The 16,184-nt window shown below is 69.3% G+C and carries 14 protein-coding genes; 6 read left to right on the forward strand and 8 right to left on the reverse strand.

Annotation, left to right across the window (positions count from 1 at the left end; translation table 11 throughout):
• Nucleotides 1-83 precede the first annotated feature (83 nt).
• The 3 genes from ACXJLH_RS03825 to ACXJLH_RS03835 all read left to right on the forward strand — a co-directional run bounded on the left by ACXJLH_RS03825 (nt 84) and on the right by ACXJLH_RS03835 (nt 4,582).
• Entirely contained in the window at nt 84-2,297 is a 2,214-nt protein-coding gene (locus ACXJLH_RS03825) for a putative bifunctional diguanylate cyclase/phosphodiesterase (RefSeq protein ID WP_457442550.1), read from the forward strand.
• 273 nt (nt 2,298-2,570) lie between these two features.
• Nucleotides 2,571-3,791 carry a 6-phosphofructokinase gene (locus tag ACXJLH_RS03830; protein WP_457442551.1) on the forward strand — a complete coding sequence of 407 codons (1,221 nt, stop codon included), beginning with the start codon at nt 2,571-2,573 and terminating at the stop codon, nt 3,789-3,791.
• Nucleotides 3,788-4,582, forward strand: a complete 795-nt coding sequence (locus ACXJLH_RS03835; protein WP_457442552.1) for a substrate-binding periplasmic protein — start codon at nt 3,788-3,790, stop codon at nt 4,580-4,582. The genes ACXJLH_RS03830 and ACXJLH_RS03835 overlap by 4 nt, the downstream gene beginning before the upstream one ends.
• Before the next feature lie 6 nt (nt 4,583-4,588).
• On the opposite strand, the gene ACXJLH_RS03840 is transcribed toward ACXJLH_RS03835, so the two are convergent.
• Nucleotides 4,589-5,050, reverse strand: a complete 462-nt coding sequence (locus tag ACXJLH_RS03840; RefSeq protein ID WP_457442553.1) for a YciI family protein — start codon at nt 5,048-5,050, stop codon at nt 4,589-4,591.
• Nucleotides 5,051-5,115: 65 nt separating this feature from the next.
• On the opposite strand from ACXJLH_RS03840, the gene ACXJLH_RS03845 reads away from it, so the two are divergent.
• The 3 genes from ACXJLH_RS03845 to ACXJLH_RS03855 all read left to right on the forward strand — a co-directional run bounded on the left by ACXJLH_RS03845 (nt 5,116) and on the right by ACXJLH_RS03855 (nt 8,324).
• Complete coding sequence (locus ACXJLH_RS03845; protein WP_056205131.1) at nt 5,116-5,586, forward strand: VOC family protein; 471 nt, start codon at nt 5,116-5,118, stop codon at nt 5,584-5,586.
• A 75-nt stretch (nt 5,587-5,661) separates the two neighbouring features.
• Nucleotides 5,662-6,060, forward strand: coding sequence for a BlaI/MecI/CopY family transcriptional regulator (locus tag ACXJLH_RS03850; protein WP_457442554.1), 399 nt, complete (start codon nt 5,662-5,664; stop codon nt 6,058-6,060).
• Nucleotides 6,057-8,324, forward strand: coding sequence for a M56 family metallopeptidase (locus ACXJLH_RS03855; protein ID WP_457442555.1), 2,268 nt, complete (start codon nt 6,057-6,059; stop codon nt 8,322-8,324). Before ACXJLH_RS03850 ends, ACXJLH_RS03855 begins: the two co-directional genes overlap by 4 nt.
• Nucleotides 8,325-8,344: 20 nt before the next feature.
• On the opposite strand, the gene ACXJLH_RS03860 is transcribed toward ACXJLH_RS03855, so the two are convergent.
• From ACXJLH_RS03860 to ACXJLH_RS03890, 7 genes are all read right to left on the reverse strand, one after another.
• Nucleotides 8,345-9,253, reverse strand: coding sequence for a hydroxymethylglutaryl-CoA lyase (locus ACXJLH_RS03860; RefSeq protein ID WP_457442556.1), 909 nt, complete (start codon nt 9,251-9,253; stop codon nt 8,345-8,347).
• A 3-nt stretch (nt 9,254-9,256) separates the two neighbouring features.
• A complete protein-coding gene (locus tag ACXJLH_RS03865) occupies nt 9,257-11,239 on the reverse strand; it encodes an ATP-binding protein (protein ID WP_457442557.1) in 1,983 nt (660 codons plus the stop codon).
• A gap of 92 nt (nt 11,240-11,331) precedes the next feature.
• A complete protein-coding gene (bioB, locus tag ACXJLH_RS03870; protein WP_457442558.1) occupies nt 11,332-12,375 on the reverse strand; it encodes a biotin synthase BioB in 1,044 nt (347 codons plus the stop codon).
• Nucleotides 12,372-13,073, reverse strand: coding sequence for a dethiobiotin synthase (gene bioD, locus ACXJLH_RS03875; protein ID WP_457442559.1), 702 nt, complete (start codon nt 13,071-13,073; stop codon nt 12,372-12,374). The genes bioB and bioD overlap by 4 nt, the downstream gene beginning before the upstream one ends.
• Complete coding sequence (locus ACXJLH_RS03880) at nt 13,070-14,284, reverse strand: 8-amino-7-oxononanoate synthase (RefSeq protein ID WP_457442560.1); 1,215 nt, start codon at nt 14,282-14,284, stop codon at nt 13,070-13,072. The genes bioD and ACXJLH_RS03880 overlap by 4 nt, the downstream gene beginning before the upstream one ends.
• Entirely contained in the window at nt 14,271-15,560 is a 1,290-nt protein-coding gene (bioA, locus tag ACXJLH_RS03885; protein WP_457442561.1) for an adenosylmethionine--8-amino-7-oxononanoate transaminase, read from the reverse strand. The genes ACXJLH_RS03880 and bioA overlap by 14 nt, the downstream gene beginning before the upstream one ends.
• Nucleotides 15,557-16,171 carry a DUF4126 domain-containing protein gene (locus ACXJLH_RS03890; RefSeq protein WP_457442562.1) on the reverse strand — a complete coding sequence of 205 codons (615 nt, stop codon included), beginning with the start codon at nt 16,169-16,171 and terminating at the stop codon, nt 15,557-15,559. Before ACXJLH_RS03890 ends, bioA begins: the two co-directional genes overlap by 4 nt.
• Between the last annotated feature and the right edge of the window lie 13 nt (nt 16,172-16,184).

Consider the following 16,184-nt stretch of genomic DNA (forward strand, 5'->3'; position numbering starts at 1 on the left):
GAGGATGCCGTACGCTTGCGGCTACTTGACGAGTAGGAGCCGCGGCCGCGCCGTGATGCCCCAGCCCCGGAGCCCTCGCCCCCATGCAAGAAACGCCCGCCGTTGACGACGACCTGCTCGAGCTGCTCGACGACCCCGAGCACGCTGAAGGCGAGCATCGCCCGAAAGACCGGCCCTGGCGCATTCTCATCGTTGACGACGACGGTGACGTCCACAAGGCCACCGAACTGGCCATGCAGGGCCTGACCGTCGAAGGCCAGCCCCTCGTCTTCCTGCACGCCTCCTCCGCCGCCCAGGCCCGCCAGTTGCTGGCCAGCGAGGACGACCTCGCCGTCGTGCTGCTCGACGTCGTCATGGAGAGCGAAGATGCCGGCCTGCAACTGGTGCGCCACATCCGCGACGAGCTGTGTCTGAACGCCGTGCGCATCGTGCTGCGCACCGGCCAGCCTGGCTACGCGCCCGAAATCGAGACGGTGCAGGCCTATGACATCAATGACTACAAGACCAAGTCGGAGCTGACCCGCACGCGGCTGTACACGGTGCTGACCGCCGCGGTGCGCTCCTACCGCCAGATCTGCGCGCTGGAAGCCAACCGCCGCGGCCTGGAGATGATCGTCGAGAGCAGCACGTCCCTCTCGCGCATGCGGGGCCTCTCGCGCTTTGCCGAAGGCGTCGTCACCCAGCTCTGCGCCCTGCTCGGTATCCTGCCCGAGGGCTTGGTCTGTGCTCAGGTCAGCGGCGAAACCGGCGACGAAGTCCGCATCGTCGCGGCCGCCGGCCAGTACAGCGGCCTCATCGACCGGCCGCTGGCCCAGGTCAAGATCGCTACCGTGCGGGACCGCCTGGAGCGCTGCCTGCAGCAGGAGCGCAACCTCTACGACGACGGCACGGTCCTCTATTTCGGCATGGGCAAGGGCCGTGCGATGGCGGCGCTCGTGGATGTCGGCCGCGAGCTCGACGAGCTCGACCAGCAGCTGCTGCGCGCCTTCTGCTCCAACATCTCGGTCGGTTTCGAGAACGTGGTGCTGTACAGCCAGCTGCTGGACCAGGCCTACAACGACCCGCTGCTGCGCCTGCCCAACCGCAACCGTTTCGTCGAGCTGCTCGACAAGAACCTGAAGGATCCGTCCGGTGTCACGCTCGCGCTGATCGACATCGACGATTTCTCCGACATCAACGACGCCTTTGGCCACCACTTCGGCGACCAGGTGCTGCAGGCCGTCGTGCACCGCATGAGCGAGACGCTGGGCCTGAACACTGCGATGGCCCGCGTCGGCGCCGACACCTTTGGCGTGCTCGGCGAGCATGCCAAGGTCTGCCCCGAGACCGTGAACAGCGTCTTCGCCGACCCCTTCATCGTTGCCGGCGAGCGCCTGCAGCTGTCCGCCACCACGGGCCTCGTGCGCCTGGGTGAATCCAAGGCCGTCGGCTCCGAACTGCTGCTCGATGCCCAGATCGCGCTCAAGCGCGCCAAGCAGCAGCAGCGCGGCTCATCTCAGTACTTCTCTGCCGCCATGGGCAGCGACGCGCGCGAGCGCTTCAAGCTGCTCAAGGGCCTGCGGACCGGCTTCGAGGAAAGCCAGCTCTTCGTCGTCTACCAGCCCCAGGTCGAGCTGAGCAGCAGCCGCATCGTCGGTGCCGAGGCCCTGCTGCGCTGGAAGACGCTGGATGGTCGTTTCATCCCGCCCGACCAGTTCATTCCGCTGGCCGAGCAGAGCGGCCTCATCATTCCCATCGGCGAGTTCGTCATGCGCACCTCCTGCGCCCAGCTGAAGAAGATGCAGGCCCTGGGCCATGGCGACTTCCGCATGGCCGTCAACGTGTCCATGGCGCAGTTCCGCCACCCCGGCTTCATCGACATGCTGGGCCGCGCGCTGCAGGACTGCGGCGTCGCCGGCCAGAACATCGAGCTCGAAATCACCGAGTCCATGGCCATGGAAGACGCCGACCTCGTGCTGCGTGTGCTGGCCGACATCAAGCAGCTCGGCTTCAGCGTCGCCATCGACGACTTCGGCACCGGCTTCTCGTCGCTGAGCCAGCTGCGCCAGCTGCAGGTGGACCGCCTCAAGATCGACCGCGCCTTCGTGCAGGAGGCGCAGGCCTCGTCCGCCGGCTCGACGATCGCCCAGATGGTCATCAACCTCGGTCGTGGCCTGGGCCTGACTGTCATCGCCGAGGGCATCGAGACCGAGGAGCAGCGCCAGTACCTGATCGGCCTGGGCTGCCATGAGGGTCAAGGCTGGCTGTTCGCCAGACCCATGCCCGCGGACCAACTTGAAACCTGGATGGGCCGGTAGGCCCCTCGCCGGGTCTTGCCTGCTGAACGCGGCAGGCCGAGTCGGTCTTGCAGACCGCGCCGCGTCTTGCGCCGCAGCTCTTCGACAGGCACATGCCGCCCACTGGGCGCCATGTGTCCGGTCTCAGCCCCCGAGGGGACGGCGACGCTTGCGGCATTGAGCCGCAAGCACATCGCCAGGCGGGCCGGCTCGGGAGCGGCCCAGCGCTCGGCCCGGAATACCTCAGAGACCCCTAAACTCCGCGCCGTCGATTGACGACAGCCAGGAGCGTTCATGAGTCTCGCCAAGATCCTCGTCGCCCAGGGCGGCGGTCCCACCGCCGTCATCAACCAGAGCCTCGTCGGTGTCGTGCTCGAAGCGCGGCGTCAGGCCGGTGTGGGCAAGGTTTACGGCGCCCGCCATGGCGTGCGGGGCATCGTCAACGAGGACTTCGTCGACCTGACCCAGGAGACCAGCCACAACCTCGAGCTGGTGGCCAACACGCCGGCCTCGGCGCTGGGCTCCACGCGCGACAAGCCCGATGCCGCCTACTGCCGCGAGATCTTCACGGTGCTGCAGGCGCATGGCATCACGCACTTCTTCTACATCGGCGGCAACGACTCATCGGACACCGTGCGCATCGTCTCGGAAGAGGCGCAGGCGGCCGGCTACCCGCTGCGCTGCATCCACATCCCCAAGACCATCGACAACGACCTGGTGGGCAACGACCACACGCCGGGCTATGCCTCCGCGGCACGCTTCGTGGCCCAGGCCTTTGCCGGCGCCAACCTCGACAACGCGGCCCTGCCGGGCGTCTATGTCGGCGTCGTCATGGGCCGCCACGCCGGCTTCCTGACGGCCGCCGCAGCGCTGGGCAAGAAGTTCGAGGACGACGGCCCCCACCTCATCTACCTGCCCGAGCGCCACTTCGACACCGAGCAGTTCCTGCGCGACGTGAAGGCCACCTACGAGCGCTTCGGCCGCTGCGTCATCGCCGTCAGCGAGGGCATCCACGACGCCAGCGGCACGCCGATGCTGTCCAAGCTGGCCGGTGACCTGGAGCGCGACGCCCACGGCAATGTGCAGCTCAGCGGCACCGGCGCGCTGGCCGACCTGCTCTGCGAGGAGATCAAGACCAAGCTCGGCATCAAGCGCGTGCGCGGCGACACCTTCGGCTATCTGCAGCGCAGCTTCCTGGGCTGCGTGTCCGACGTGGACCAACGCGAGGCCCGCGAGGTCGGCGAGAAGGCCGTGCAGTACGCCTTCCACGGCGACCGCGACGGTTCGGTCGCCATCAAGCGCGTCGGCTACTACGCGGTGGACTACGAACTGTTGCCCCTCACCGCCGTCGCCGGCAAGACGCGCACGATGGAAGACGAGTTCATCACCGAGAGCGGCACCGACGTGACCGACGCCTTCCGCCTCTACCTGCGCCCGCTGCTGGGCTCTGGCATGCCGGACGCGTTCAGGTTGAGGCCGAACCCGGTGGAGAAGGTGCTGCGGCGCGAGCCGTGAGACCGATCTCCCCGCGGCTGCTGCTGGCGATCGCGGTGGCGATGGCCGGGCCGGCGGCCGCCGCGGAGGTCACGCTGCGCTTTTTGAGCCAGGACTTTCCGCCCTACGTCGAGCGAGAGGGGCAGCAGGCCCGCGGCCCGTTCGTTCGGCTGGTGATGGAGGGTTGTGCACGCCTGGGCTGGAAATGCTCGGTCGAAGTCCTGCCTTGGCGTCGCGCCCAGGCCGCTGTCGAGCGCGGCGAGGCCGAGGGCATCTTCCCCCTGCTGGACACCCCGCAGCGCCGCCAGATCTACCACCTGAGCCAGCCCGTCGTCGGGGTCCAGATGGTCTTCTTCACACGCGTCGAGCAGGACTTCTTCTACCGTGATCCGGCCAGCCTGGGCACCCAGAGGATCATCGGTGTGTTCGGGCCGTCCGGGACGGCGACCGTGCTCCAGGACATCGTCGCCGCCAACCCCAACACCATGGTCGTCGAGCCCGACAACACGACGGTGCTGCGCAAGCTGCTGGCCGGTCGTTACGGCGAAGACGGCGTCGCCCTGATCAACCGCGACGTGGCCTGGCATCTGGCAGACCGCTCGCACCTGACGGGGCTGCGGGAGGCGGGTGTCGCCCACACGGACACCTACCGCATCGGCCTCGTGCGCAAGCGGGTCAGTGCCGCGCAGGCGAATGCCTTCATGGCCACGCTGGCCGACATGTGCACTTCGCCCGCGGCGGCCCTGCTGCTCGCGCCCGAACTGGTGCCGAGTGCGGCCTGCGGCGCCGTGCCGGCCAAAGCGGCGCGCTGAATGCCCTCACGGCTTGGGCTTGATCAGCTTCGGATGCCACTCGTTCACGGCCAGCAGCGCTGCCGAGCCAAAGTGCTTGTGCAGCTCGGCCACCATCTCGCCGCTGGCGATGACGGGGTCGGTCTCCACGGCCTTGCGGGCGACGTCCATGTCGGACGTCGCGAAGATGAAGAGGCCGCGCCAGCCGTCTACGCCGTCGAAGGGGCCTGCGTAGACGAGCAGGCCTTCCTTGGCCAGGCGGGTCATGTTGGCAAAGTGGCCCTTGAACATTTCGTCGCGCGCCGGGCCGTCGGGCATGCGCTTCGGTCCGGTCTTCAGCAGCACGAAGGTGTAGCTGCGCAGACCCTGGTCGTTGGCACCCCAGGCCTGCGCCTTGGCGGCGTCGTAGGCGGGTGCTTCCTGGGCGCGGACGGGCAGGGCGCTGAGCAGGGCGAGGAAGCTGAGCACGAAGGCGGCAAGTCGGTTCATGGTGGTGGTGGCGCGTCAGTCGGGGTGCGAGGATTGAACCGCACCCCGGCTTCAGTAAGACCGCGATGAAAACCCTTGGTTTCGCCAAACCCACCCCACCCGGCTGGCCGCGCCTGTCGTCGGCCCTGTACTGCGAGAACGCCCGCGAAGCCGTCGCCTGGTATTGCCAAGCCTTCGGTTTCGAGGTCGAGATCGTCGTCGACGCGCCGGACGGCAGCGTCATGCACAGCGAGATCCGCTATGGCGAAGCCATCGTCATGGTGGCCGAGGGCAGCGCCGAGCGCGAGGCGCGCTTTGGCGTGGCGGGGCGCTCCCCCAAGGCCGTCGACGGCGTCAACACACAGACGCTGTTCCTCTATGTCGACGACGTCGATGCACATTGCGCCCAGGCCCGCGCGGCCGGCGCCAACGTGACCTACGAGCTGACCGACAACGACTACGGTGCGGAGTACTGGACCGACCGCAGCTATGGCTGCCTCGACCCCGACGGCCATCTGTGGTGGTTCAGCCAGCGGCTGCGCAACCCGCCTGTCTGACCCCCTGCCGAAAGACACTTGCTGGCTTCACGGCGGTCTTCTACATTTGTAGTACGACAACTGTAGAAGATCGTGATGGATGAGGACACCGGCAGTGGGGACGTGTCGCTGAGCGAGCTGCAGCTCAGCCTGATGCGCGTGCTTTGGGCGCGCGGCGAGGCCAGTACGGCCGATGTGGCGGAAGCGCTGCGCGGCGAGCGCGATCTCGCGCACACGACGGTGGCGACGCTGCTGACGCGCCTGGAAAAGCGCGGCCTGCTCAGCAGCCGCCGCGAAGGCCGTGCGCTGCTCTATCAGCCCCTCGTAACGCAGGCCGACGTGCAGCGCTCCATGGTGGGCAGCCTGGTCGACAGCCTGTTCGCCGGTCGTGCCAGCGCCCTCGTCAGCCATCTGCTGGACGCACGCGGCGTTGATGCCAAAGAGCTGGCCGAGCTGCAGGCGCTGCTGAAACAACGCAAGGGAGAGACGCGATGACCGATGTGCTGCTGACCTGGCTGTGCAGCTACCTGCTGCACAGCAGCCTGTTGATCGGCGCGCTGTGGGCGGCCGAGCGCGCCGGCGTGCTGGCCCGCCTGGCCCTGTCGACGCAGGAGACGCTGTGGCGCCTGGCCTTGCTGGGCGGCCTCGTCAGCGCCAGCCTGCCGCTGCTGCCCACGTTGCCGCAGGCGGCGCCGGCCGATGTCGTGCGGCCCGCCGTCGTCGTGCAGGAGGCCGCGCCGGTGCCCGCCGATGTTCGGCTCATCGTCGTCGAGGCGCCCGCCGCCGCGCGCCCCAGCGCCCAGCTCGGCGCCTCGCCCATCACGACGCCGCTGGCGCCGCAGGCCCATGACGTCGCCATCGGCTTCATGGCGCTGTGGCTGGCGGGTGCCGTGTTGATGCTGCTGGGCCTGGCCCTGCAGTGGGCCTGGCTGCGCCGCACCGTGCGCTGCCTGCCCGAGTTGGCTGACGCGCGTTGGCGAACCCTGGCCGTGCGCCTCGCTGCCGACATGCGCCTGCCCCTGCCCTCATTGCGCCATGCACGCGCCAACTGGGCCAGCCCGCTGCTGGCGCCGGGCCGAGTGCTCTGCCTGCCGGCCTGGTGCCTGGACCTGCCGGACGACGAGGCACGTGCCGTGCTCGGCCATGAACTGGCTCATCTGCGCCGCCGCGACCCCGCCTGGCGCCTGCTCGCCGCCGTCATGAAGACGCTGCTGTGGCCGCAGGTGCTGAACCGCGTCGCGCTGCAGCGCCTGGACCTGCTGGCCGAGCTGGCCTGCGATGCCGCGGCCGCCGCACCGACTGGCCAGCGCCTGGCCCTGGCGCAAAGCCTGCTGCGCTGCGCCGAGGCGCTGAAGGCCCAGGGAGGCGGCCACGGCCCGGCCCTGGCCTGCGGTGCCGCCAGCGCGGGCTCGCCCTTGTTCGCCCGTGTGCGCCGCCTGCTCAAGGCCGAGGTCGAGGGTGAGGACGCTCCGCGCGAGCGCCGCGGCCTGCGCCTGGGACTGGTGGGCGCCATGGTGGTCGCCCTGGTCGCGCTGCCGGCGGTCGTCGTCAGCCACACCGATGGACGCAGTCTTCTGGATCGCTTCGACCTTGGTGGCCTGAGCGACGGCATGTCCTTCTCGGTGCGCGGCACGCGCATCTACAGCCGCTATCCCGGCGGCAGCTTCTCCGTGACGCTGGACGGCAAGGCGGTGTTCAACGACGCCGAGGATGAAGTGCAGACGCTGACGGGCACCCTGACCGTGAAGGAGCGCGAGGGCGGGCTGACGCGCGAAATGGTGCTGAAGTCCATGGGCGAGGGCCGCATCGAGCGTGAGTACCGGGTCGGCAACGAGAGCCTGCCTTTGGACCAGGCCGGTCGCCAGTGGTGGGCCAAGGCCGTGCAGCGCCTGGCCGAGGACCTGACCGACCCTCAGGTGCGTGCCCGCAAGCTGTTCGCCAAGGGCGGTGTCGATGCGGTGCTCACCGACATCGAGCATGCCCGGGAGGATTTCCAGCGCCGCCGCCGCATCGAGGCCGCGCTGCAACTCGACGCGCCGCTGCCCGCGGTGGCGTTGGACCGCCTGATCACCGCCTCCACGACCCTGCAAGGCGCCTTCGAGCGTCGCGAGGCCTTGAGCGCCATTGCCCGCCAGCCGCTGACCGAACCCCAGCAGCTGGCCTGGCTGGCCGCCGTGGCCGGCATCGACAGCGACTTCGAGCGCCGTGAGGCCCTGGGGGCGCTGGCGCCCAAGCTGCTCGACAGGCCTGCCGTGCTCGCGGCCTGGACCGAGGCGCTGGGCCGTATCGGCGGCGACTTCGAACTGCGCACGGCCATCGACAACCAGGTGTCGGCGACGCCCCAACCCGCCGTGCTCGCGGCCGCCGTGCAGGCGGCGGCGCGCATCCAGAGTGATTTCGAGAAGCGCGAGGCCCTCGGCGCCGTGGCGCAACGCATGCAGGGCGACGAGGCCGAGCTGGTCGACGCCTATGCCCGTGCAGCCGGCGGCATCTCGGGCGGCTTCGAACGGCGCGAGGCCTTGAACCGCCTGCTGGACCGGCCCAAGCTGGCGGCCGCAGGCCTGGAGCGCGTGCTGGCCAGCGCCGAGAGCATGGAAGGCGGCTTCGAGCGCCTGCAGGTGTTGCTGCGCGTGGCCGAGAAGCTGGGCCAGGCCAAGCCGGTCGATGCCGGTCTCGTTGAGCGCGTGCGCCGCGCCGGGCGCGGCCTGGGTGACCACGAGCGCGGTCAGATCGAGAACGCGCTGGACCGGCTGGGCTGACGCCGCAAGGCGCGGCGGGCTTAACTCGCTCGTTTCGCGAGCACGGCGCGCGCCACGCGCGACACCGGCGGGCGGCCCAGCACGTTGGAGATATAGGCGCCGGCGTCCACGAGCTTGTCGAGGTCGATGCCGGTTTCAATGCCGAGACCATTGAGCAGGAACACCACGTCCTCGGTGGCGACATTGCCGGTCGCGCCCTTGGCATAGGGGCAGCCGCCCAGGCCGGCCACGCTGGCGTGGAAGCTGTGGAGCCCCAGTTCCATGCTCGCGTAGACATTGCTCAGCGCCTGGCCATAGGTGTCGTGGAAGTGCCCCGACACTTCGGCGAGCGGGAAGTGCTTCAGCGCCCGCTCCATGGCCGCCTGCACTTTGCGCGGCGTGCCGACGCCGATGGTGTCGGCGATGTCGATCGCGTCCACGCCCAGCTCGCGCAGCGGCTTCACGACAGCCTCGACCTGGTCGGCGGTGATCTCGCCTTCATACGGGCAACCCAGCGAACAGGACAGCGCTGCGCGCACCTTGATGCCGGCGGCGTGTGCGCCTGCTATGACCGGCGCAAAGCGCTCCAGGCTCTCGGCGATGGAGCAGTTGATGTTCTTCTGCGTGAAGGCTTCGCTCGCGGCCGTGAAGACGAGGATCTCGTCGGGCTTCGTCGCCAGCGCGGGCTCCAGACCCTTGGTATTGGGCACGAGCACCGAGTAGCGCACACCGGTGCGGCGCTCGATGGCCGCCATGACGGCGGCGTTGTCGCCCATCTGCGGCACCCACTTCGGGCTGACGAAGCTGGTGACTTCGATCTCCTTCAAACCGGCGTCCTGCAGCATCGCGACGAGCCGCGCCTTGTGCTCGGTCGAGACGTTTTCCTTCTCGTTCTGCAACCCGTCGCGCGGGCCGACGTCGAGGATCTTGACGTGGGTGGGGAGGGCCATGGTTCAAGTGTCCAGCTTGAGGAGTTCGGCGCCATCGCCGACCTGATCACCGACGGCGAAAAGCAGCTCCGCCACTCTGCCGTCGCGGGGTGACGAGATGGTGTGCTCCATCTTCATCGCCTCCATGACGGCCAGCGGTTGGCCCTTGGTGACGGTGTCGCCGGCTTGGGCGAGGAAGGCGATCAGTTTGCCGGGCATGGGTGCCGTGAGGCGGCCGCCTTCGCTGGGCGAGTCCCCCGCGTGGGCGATGAGGTCGACCTCGGTCAGCACGGCGGAACCGTTCGCGGCGAAGACGGCGACGCGTTCGCCCTGGGCATAGGTCTTCACGCGGAGGCGATCGGCGCCGAGGAAGAGTTCATGTGTCTCGGTGTCGGCGGACTGAACCGCGAACTCGATGGCTTCGCTCTCGACCGTCAGCGTCATGTCGCCGCGGTGGTGGCGGGACAGCAGCACTTCGTGGTGCGTGCCGCCCGCTTCCAGGTCGAAGCGACGCGTGGCGGAGCCGAACATGCGCCAGCCATCGCGGGCGCTCCACGGGTCGGTGGTCTGCCGAGTGGCTTCGACGGCCAGCGTGTGCGCGACAACGCCGGCTGCTGCCACCATCAGCGGCAGCCCGGGCTGGTCGAACAGCACGGCGCGTTCACGCTCGATGAGGCCGGTGTCGAGATCGGCGCCCGCGAACGACGCCGTGGCCGCGCAGCGGCGCAGGAAGGCGACGTTGGTCTGCAGGCCGACGATGTGCGTGTCGCGCAGCGCCAGGTCCAGGCGGGCCAGCGCTTGCGCGCGGTCCTCGCCCCAGACGATGAGCTTGGCGATCATCGAGTCGTAGAACGGGCTGATCGCATCGCCTTCGCGCACGCCAGCGTCGATGCGGACATTGCCTCGCTGGAACGCCACGTGCCCGGGCCAGCGCGCCACGTCCAGCCTGCCCGTGGCGGGCAGGAAACCGGCGTCCGGGTTCTCGGCACAGATGCGCGCCTCGATGGCGTGACCATGCATGCGCAGTTCCGATTGCTTGAGCGGCAGCGGCTCGCCCGAAGCCACGCGCAGTTGCCACTCGACCAAGTCCTGGCCCGTGATCGCTTCCGTCACCGGGTGCTCGACCTGCAGCCGCGTGTTCATCTCCATGAAATAGAAGCGGCCGTCCTGCTCGGCGATGAACTCCACCGTGCCGGCGCCGACATAGCCCACCGCCTTGGCGGCGGCCACGGCGGCCTCACCCATCTGCGCCCGCCGTTCCTCCGTCATGCCAGGTGCAGGCGCTTCCTCCAGCACCTTCTGGTGGCGGCGCTGCACGGAGCAGTCGCGCTCGAACAGATAGACGCAGTCGCCGTGCGAGTCGCCGAAGACCTGGATCTCGATGTGGCGGGGCTTTTGCACATAGCGCTCGATCAGCACCGCGTCGTCGCCGAAGCTGTTGATGGCCTCGCGCTTGCAGGAGGCGAGCGCCGCGTCGAATTCGTCGGCGTTGTAGACCGCGCGCATGCCCTTGCCGCCGCCGCCGGCGCTGGCCTTGATGAGCACCGGGTAACCGATGCGGCTGGCTTCGCGCTTGAGCAGCACGGGGTCCTGGTCGGCGCCGTGGTAGCCCGGCACCAGCGGCACGCTGGCGGCTTCCATCAAGCGCTTGGACTCGGCCTTCAGCCCCATCGCGAGGATGGCGCTGGGCGGCGGGCCGATGAAGACGAGGCCCGCATCGGCGCAGGCCTGGGCAAAGGCTTCGTTCTCGCTGAGGAAGCCATAGCCGGGGTGCACCGCTTGGGCGCCCGTGGCCTTGGCGGCTTCGAGGATGCGTTGCCACTGCAGATAGGAGTCGCGCGGTGCGGGGCCGCCGATGCGGATGGCCTCGTCGCAGGCCTGCACATGCTGGGCCTGGGCGTCGGCGTCGGAGTAGACGGCGACGGTCTGGATGCCGAGTCGGCGTGCAGTCGCTGCAACCCGGCAAGCGATCTCGCCGCGGTTCGCAATCAGAATCTTCTTGAACATCTCTTTCGTCTCCTCAGCCGTCTTCTTGTGGATTCGGGATCGGGTGCGCCTTGGACGTGTGGTCGCTTCGGCGCGTTAGCGAGGTGTCAGGCTCAGTGCGCCCGGCACACCTCGACCTTGGCCGCCGCCTCGGACGGCGTCAGCTCGGCCTCGGTCGAGCAACGCATGCCCAGCCGCTCCAGCAGCGCGCGGTCCTTCTCGGCCTGCGGGTTGCTGGTGGTCAGCAGCTTGTCGCCGTAGAACATCGAGTTGGCACCGGCGAGGAAGCACAGCGCCTGCATGGTCTCCGGCATGTCTTCGCGGCCAGCCGACAGGCGCACCATGGCGCGCGGCATCGTGATGCGGGCGACGGCGATGGTGCGGATGAACTCCAGCGGGTCCAGCGGCGCGGTGCCGGCCAGCGGTGTGCCTTCGACCTGCACGAGGTTGTTGATGGGCACGCTCTCGGGGTAGGGGTCGAGGTTGGCCAACTGCGCGATGAGGCCGGCGCGCTGGCGGCGCGTCTCGCCCATGCCGACGATGCCGCCGGAGCAGACCTTGAGCCCCTGCTGGCGCACACGCTCCAGTGTGTCCAGACGGTCCTGGTAGGTGCGCGTCGTGATGATCTGGCCGTAGAACTCTGGCGCGGTGTCGAGGTTGTGGTTGTAGTAGTCGAGGCCGGCGCTTTTCAGCTGCTCGGCCTGGCCGTCTTCCAGCATGCCGGCCGTCAGGCAGGTCTCCAGGCCCAGGGCCTTGACCTCAGCAATCATCTCGCCGATGGCGTCCAGGTGGCGCGGCTTGGGGCTGCGCCAGGCGGCGCCCATGCAGAAGCGCGTCGCGCCGTTCTGCTTGGCGGCGCGGGCGGCTTCCATCACTTCTTCGAGGGGGATCAGCTTCTCGGCCTTCAGGCCGGTGTCGAAGTGGGCCGACTGCGGGCAGTAGGCGCAGTCCTCCTCGCAGCCGCCCGTCTTGATGGACAGCAGCGTGGACAGCTGCACCGCGTTGGCATCGAAATGCTCGCGGTGCACTTGCTGGGCGCGGAACAGCAGGTCGTTGAAGGGCAGCTCGAACAGCGCGGCGATCTCGCTCACGGTCCAGGGCTTGGCCTGGCGGCGGTCGGCGTCGGTGGTGGGGGTGAGGGTCTGGATCTGGTTCATGCTGGGAGGTGTTCGAGCAGAGGTTCGAGCGACAGATGGCGTGCCATCGTGGCGTGGTCGGCGTGGGCCAGGCGCGGCACATGGCCGAGGCAGGGGGCGGCAAGGCCGCGCTGCAGAGCTTGCAGATTGTCGGTGACGTGAGGCTGACGCTCATCCACGGTGTTGGCCACCCAGGCGGCCAGCGTCAGGCCGCGGGCGCGCACGGCCTCGGCTGTCAGCAGCGCGTGGTTGATGCAGCCCAGGCGCAGGCCGACGACCAGGATGACGGGCAGGCCCAGGTCAGCGGCCAGGTCGGCGGTGTCCCACTCGTCGTTGAGCGGCACGCGAAAACCGCCCACGCCTTCGACGAGGGCGACGTCCGCGCGGAAGGCGACCGTGCGCAGCGCGTGCAGCACGGGTTCGCGGGCGATGGCCTCGTTCTCGATGCGGGCGGCGATATGGGGTGCGCAGGCGGTGCGCAGCTGCAGCGCGCCGACTTCGGCCGATGTGAGGTCCAGGTTGCCGGCGGCGCGCAGGCGCTCGACGTCGTCGTTGAGCCAGTGGCCGCCGATGAAGTCCTGCCCGGCCGAGATGGGCTTGAGCGCGGCGACGCGCCGGCCGGTCTGCGCGAAGGCGTGGGCCAGGCCGGCCGTGACGGCGGTCTTGCCGATCTCGGTGTCGGTGCCGGTGATGAAGAAACCTCTTCTCAAGGCGGTCATGCGGCCTGCTCCTGAGCCGTCGCGGCGCGCTGCAGCGCAGTCAGCAGCGCGTCCACGTCGGCAGCGGTGTGCGTGCCGCACAGCGTGATGCGCAGCCGCGCGATGCCCGCGGCGACGGTGGGCGGGCGGATGCCGGGCACGCGCAGGCCGGCGCTCTCCAGTGCAGCGGCCAGGGCCATGACCTCGGCATTGCCGCCGACGATCAGCGGCTGGATGGGCGTGGCCGAATCGGTCAGCGACCAGCCCAGGCGCGGGTGCTGGTCGATCAGCGCCAGCAGGCCGTCGCGCAACTGGGCTTGCAGCGCGACGAGGTTGGCACGGCGGGCGGCACCGAGCGGCCCTTCAATCAACTCGAAGCTGGTCAGCAGCGCATGTTCTACGGCCGGCGGGGAGGCGGTCGAGAAGATGAAGTTGCGCGCGGCCTGCAGCAGGTAGTCGACGATGGTGGCGTGGGCCGCGACGAAGGCGCCGGCGAGGCCGGCGGCCTTGCCCAGTGTGCCGACGAGGATCAGGCGTTCGCTGTGCAACCCGAAGTGCTCCAGCGAGCCGCGGCCCTTTTCGCCCAGCACGCCAAAGCCGTGGGCATCGTCGACGATGAGCCAGGCGTCGAACTCGTTGGCGAGGGCCAGCAGCGCCGGCAGCGGCGCGAGGTCGCCGTCCATGCTGAACACGGCGTCGGTGACGATGAGCTTGACCTTGGCGGTGCTGGCCGCCAGCAGCGCGCGCAGGCCGGCCACGTCGGCGTGGCCATAGCGTGTGACGTGGGCCTTGGCCAGCCGCGCGGCGTCGATCAGCGAGGCGTGATTCAGCTGCTCCGAGAAGATCTCGGTGTGCTCGTCGCCCAGGGCTGTCACAACGGCCAGGTTGGCCATATAGCCCGTGCAGAAGCCGATGGCTCGCGCCTGCGGGATGTGCGGTGCATACCAGCGTGCCAGCGTGTCGGTCACGGCCTCGTGCGCGGCGCTGTGGCCGCTGACCAGCGGCGAAGCGCCCGAGCCGCCGCCCCACAGGCGAGCGCCTTCGGCAATCGCCTCGGCAATCGCTGGCTCGGCGGCCAGGCCGAGGTAGTCGTTGGAGCAGAACATCAGCAGCTCGCGGCCGTTGATGGTCTGGCGGGGCGCGGTGCCGTTGTCGGCGCGGCGCAGCGTGCGGGTCAGGCTCTGCGCGGCAATCGCGTGGAGCTTGGCCTGGAGGTGATCAAGCAAGGACATCGTTCAAGGTCGCCGTCACGGCCTGGGCCAAAAAGGCCGCGGTCGCGTCGTCGATCAGGTAGGGGGGCATCAGGTAGACGGTGTTGCCGATCGGGCGGATCAGCAGTTCGTGCTCGCGCGCCTTCAGGTGGAAGGCTTCCGCGAAGCGTGGTGGCGCTTGCGGCACATCGAAGGCCAGGATCATGCCGCGTTGGCGCAAATGGGTCACGCGCGGGGCCAGTGGCGCGAAAGCGCGGGTCAGCCGTTCGGCCTGGGCGCGGTTGTCGTCGAGCTGGCCGGCGTCGAAGCGGTCCAGCACCGCATTGGCCGCCGCGCAGGCCAACGGGTTGCCGGTGTAGGAATGCGAATGCAGGAAGCCGCGCGTGACGTCCTCGCTCCAGAACGCGGCGAACACGTCGTCGGTGGTCAGCACCAGCGACAGCGGCAGCGTGCCGCCCGTGATGCCTTTGCTGAGCAGGATGAAATCCGGCCAATCCGCGCCCGTCTGCTCCCACGCGAAGAAGGTGCCGGTGCGGCCGCAGCCGACGGCGATCTCGTCGGCGATCAGGTGGACGCCGAACTCGTGCGTCAGCTCGCGCAGGCCCTTCAGATAGGCCGGCGCGTACATGACCATGCCCGCCGCCCCCTGGATCAGCGGCTCGACGATGACGGCAGCGATCTGGTCATGGCGCTCGGCCAGCAACGCGCGCATGGCTTCCAAAGCCTCGGCCTCGTTGCCCAGGCGCCCATCCGGCGACGCGATGATGTGGGCGCGCATCAGCAGCGGGTCGTAGGCGTCGCGGAAGACCTGCACGTCGGTCACGCTGAGCGCACCCAGCGTCTCGCCGTGATAGCTGTTCTTCAGGCAGACAAACTCGCGCTTCTCGGGCCGGCCGCGGTTCTTGAATGAGTGGAAGCTCTGCTTCAGCGCGATCTCGACGGCACTGGCGCCATCGCTGCCGAAGAAAGCATGGCCCAGCGCGCCACCGGTGCGCGCCGACAGCCGCTCGGCCAGACGCACCGCGGGCTCGTGCGTGCAGCCGGCCAGCATCACATGGGGCAGCGTGTCGAGCTGGGCCTTGATGGCGTCGTGAAGCGGCTTGTCGCTATGGCCGAACAGGTTGACCCACCAGGACGAGTTGGCGTCGAAATAGCGCCGGCCGTCGGTGTCGAACAGCCAGGGGCCATCGCCGCGGGCGATGGGCAGGGGCGGCACGTCGGCCAGGCGCGCCATCTGCGTGCAGGGGTGCCAGACGGCGGCGCGGCTGCGTGCGGCGAGATCGGAGGGAGAGGTCATGCGGGAGAGGGGCGGCGCACGCGCTTGAGCAGCGCGCGCAGGAACTTGAAGCACAGCCAGATCAGCGCGCCCATGACGGCAAGGGCCAGGACGAGCAGCGGGAAGAAGATGAAAGGGTGCGCCCAGGCCAGCCACAGCATGGTCGGCACGGCCACATCGCCCATCAGCGACAGGCCAATGTTGGAGAACGGCTCGGGCGATGTGTTGGCCGCCGCGCGCGTGCTGGCCTTGGCCGTGTGCGCCACAGCCGCGAGGCCACCGCCGAACAGCGCGGCAACGACACCCCAGGCCTGGCCGTGGTCGCCAGCCCACCCGCTGACGAGGCCCGCGACGAGCGCCGCGCCGGCGGGTATGCGGATCAATGTGTGCAGTGCGTCCCAGGCGCTGTCGACGAGGGGAATCTTGTCGGCCAGGAACTCGACGAGCGCCAGCGCCGCGGCGCAGCTCATCACCAGCGGCGACGCCAGCACCTGCAGCCCGGGCGGCAGCGCGATCCAGCCCCAGTGCCCGGCAATGCCGACGAGCAGCACGGTCAGGTACAGGCGCAAGCCGCTGGCCCAGCCGAGGGCGGCGGCGAGGGCGAGCAACTGGATGGCGTCGAGCTGGGGCATGAGGGGTGTCGCG

This window comes from Roseateles sp. P5_E4, from assembly GCF_054049255.1.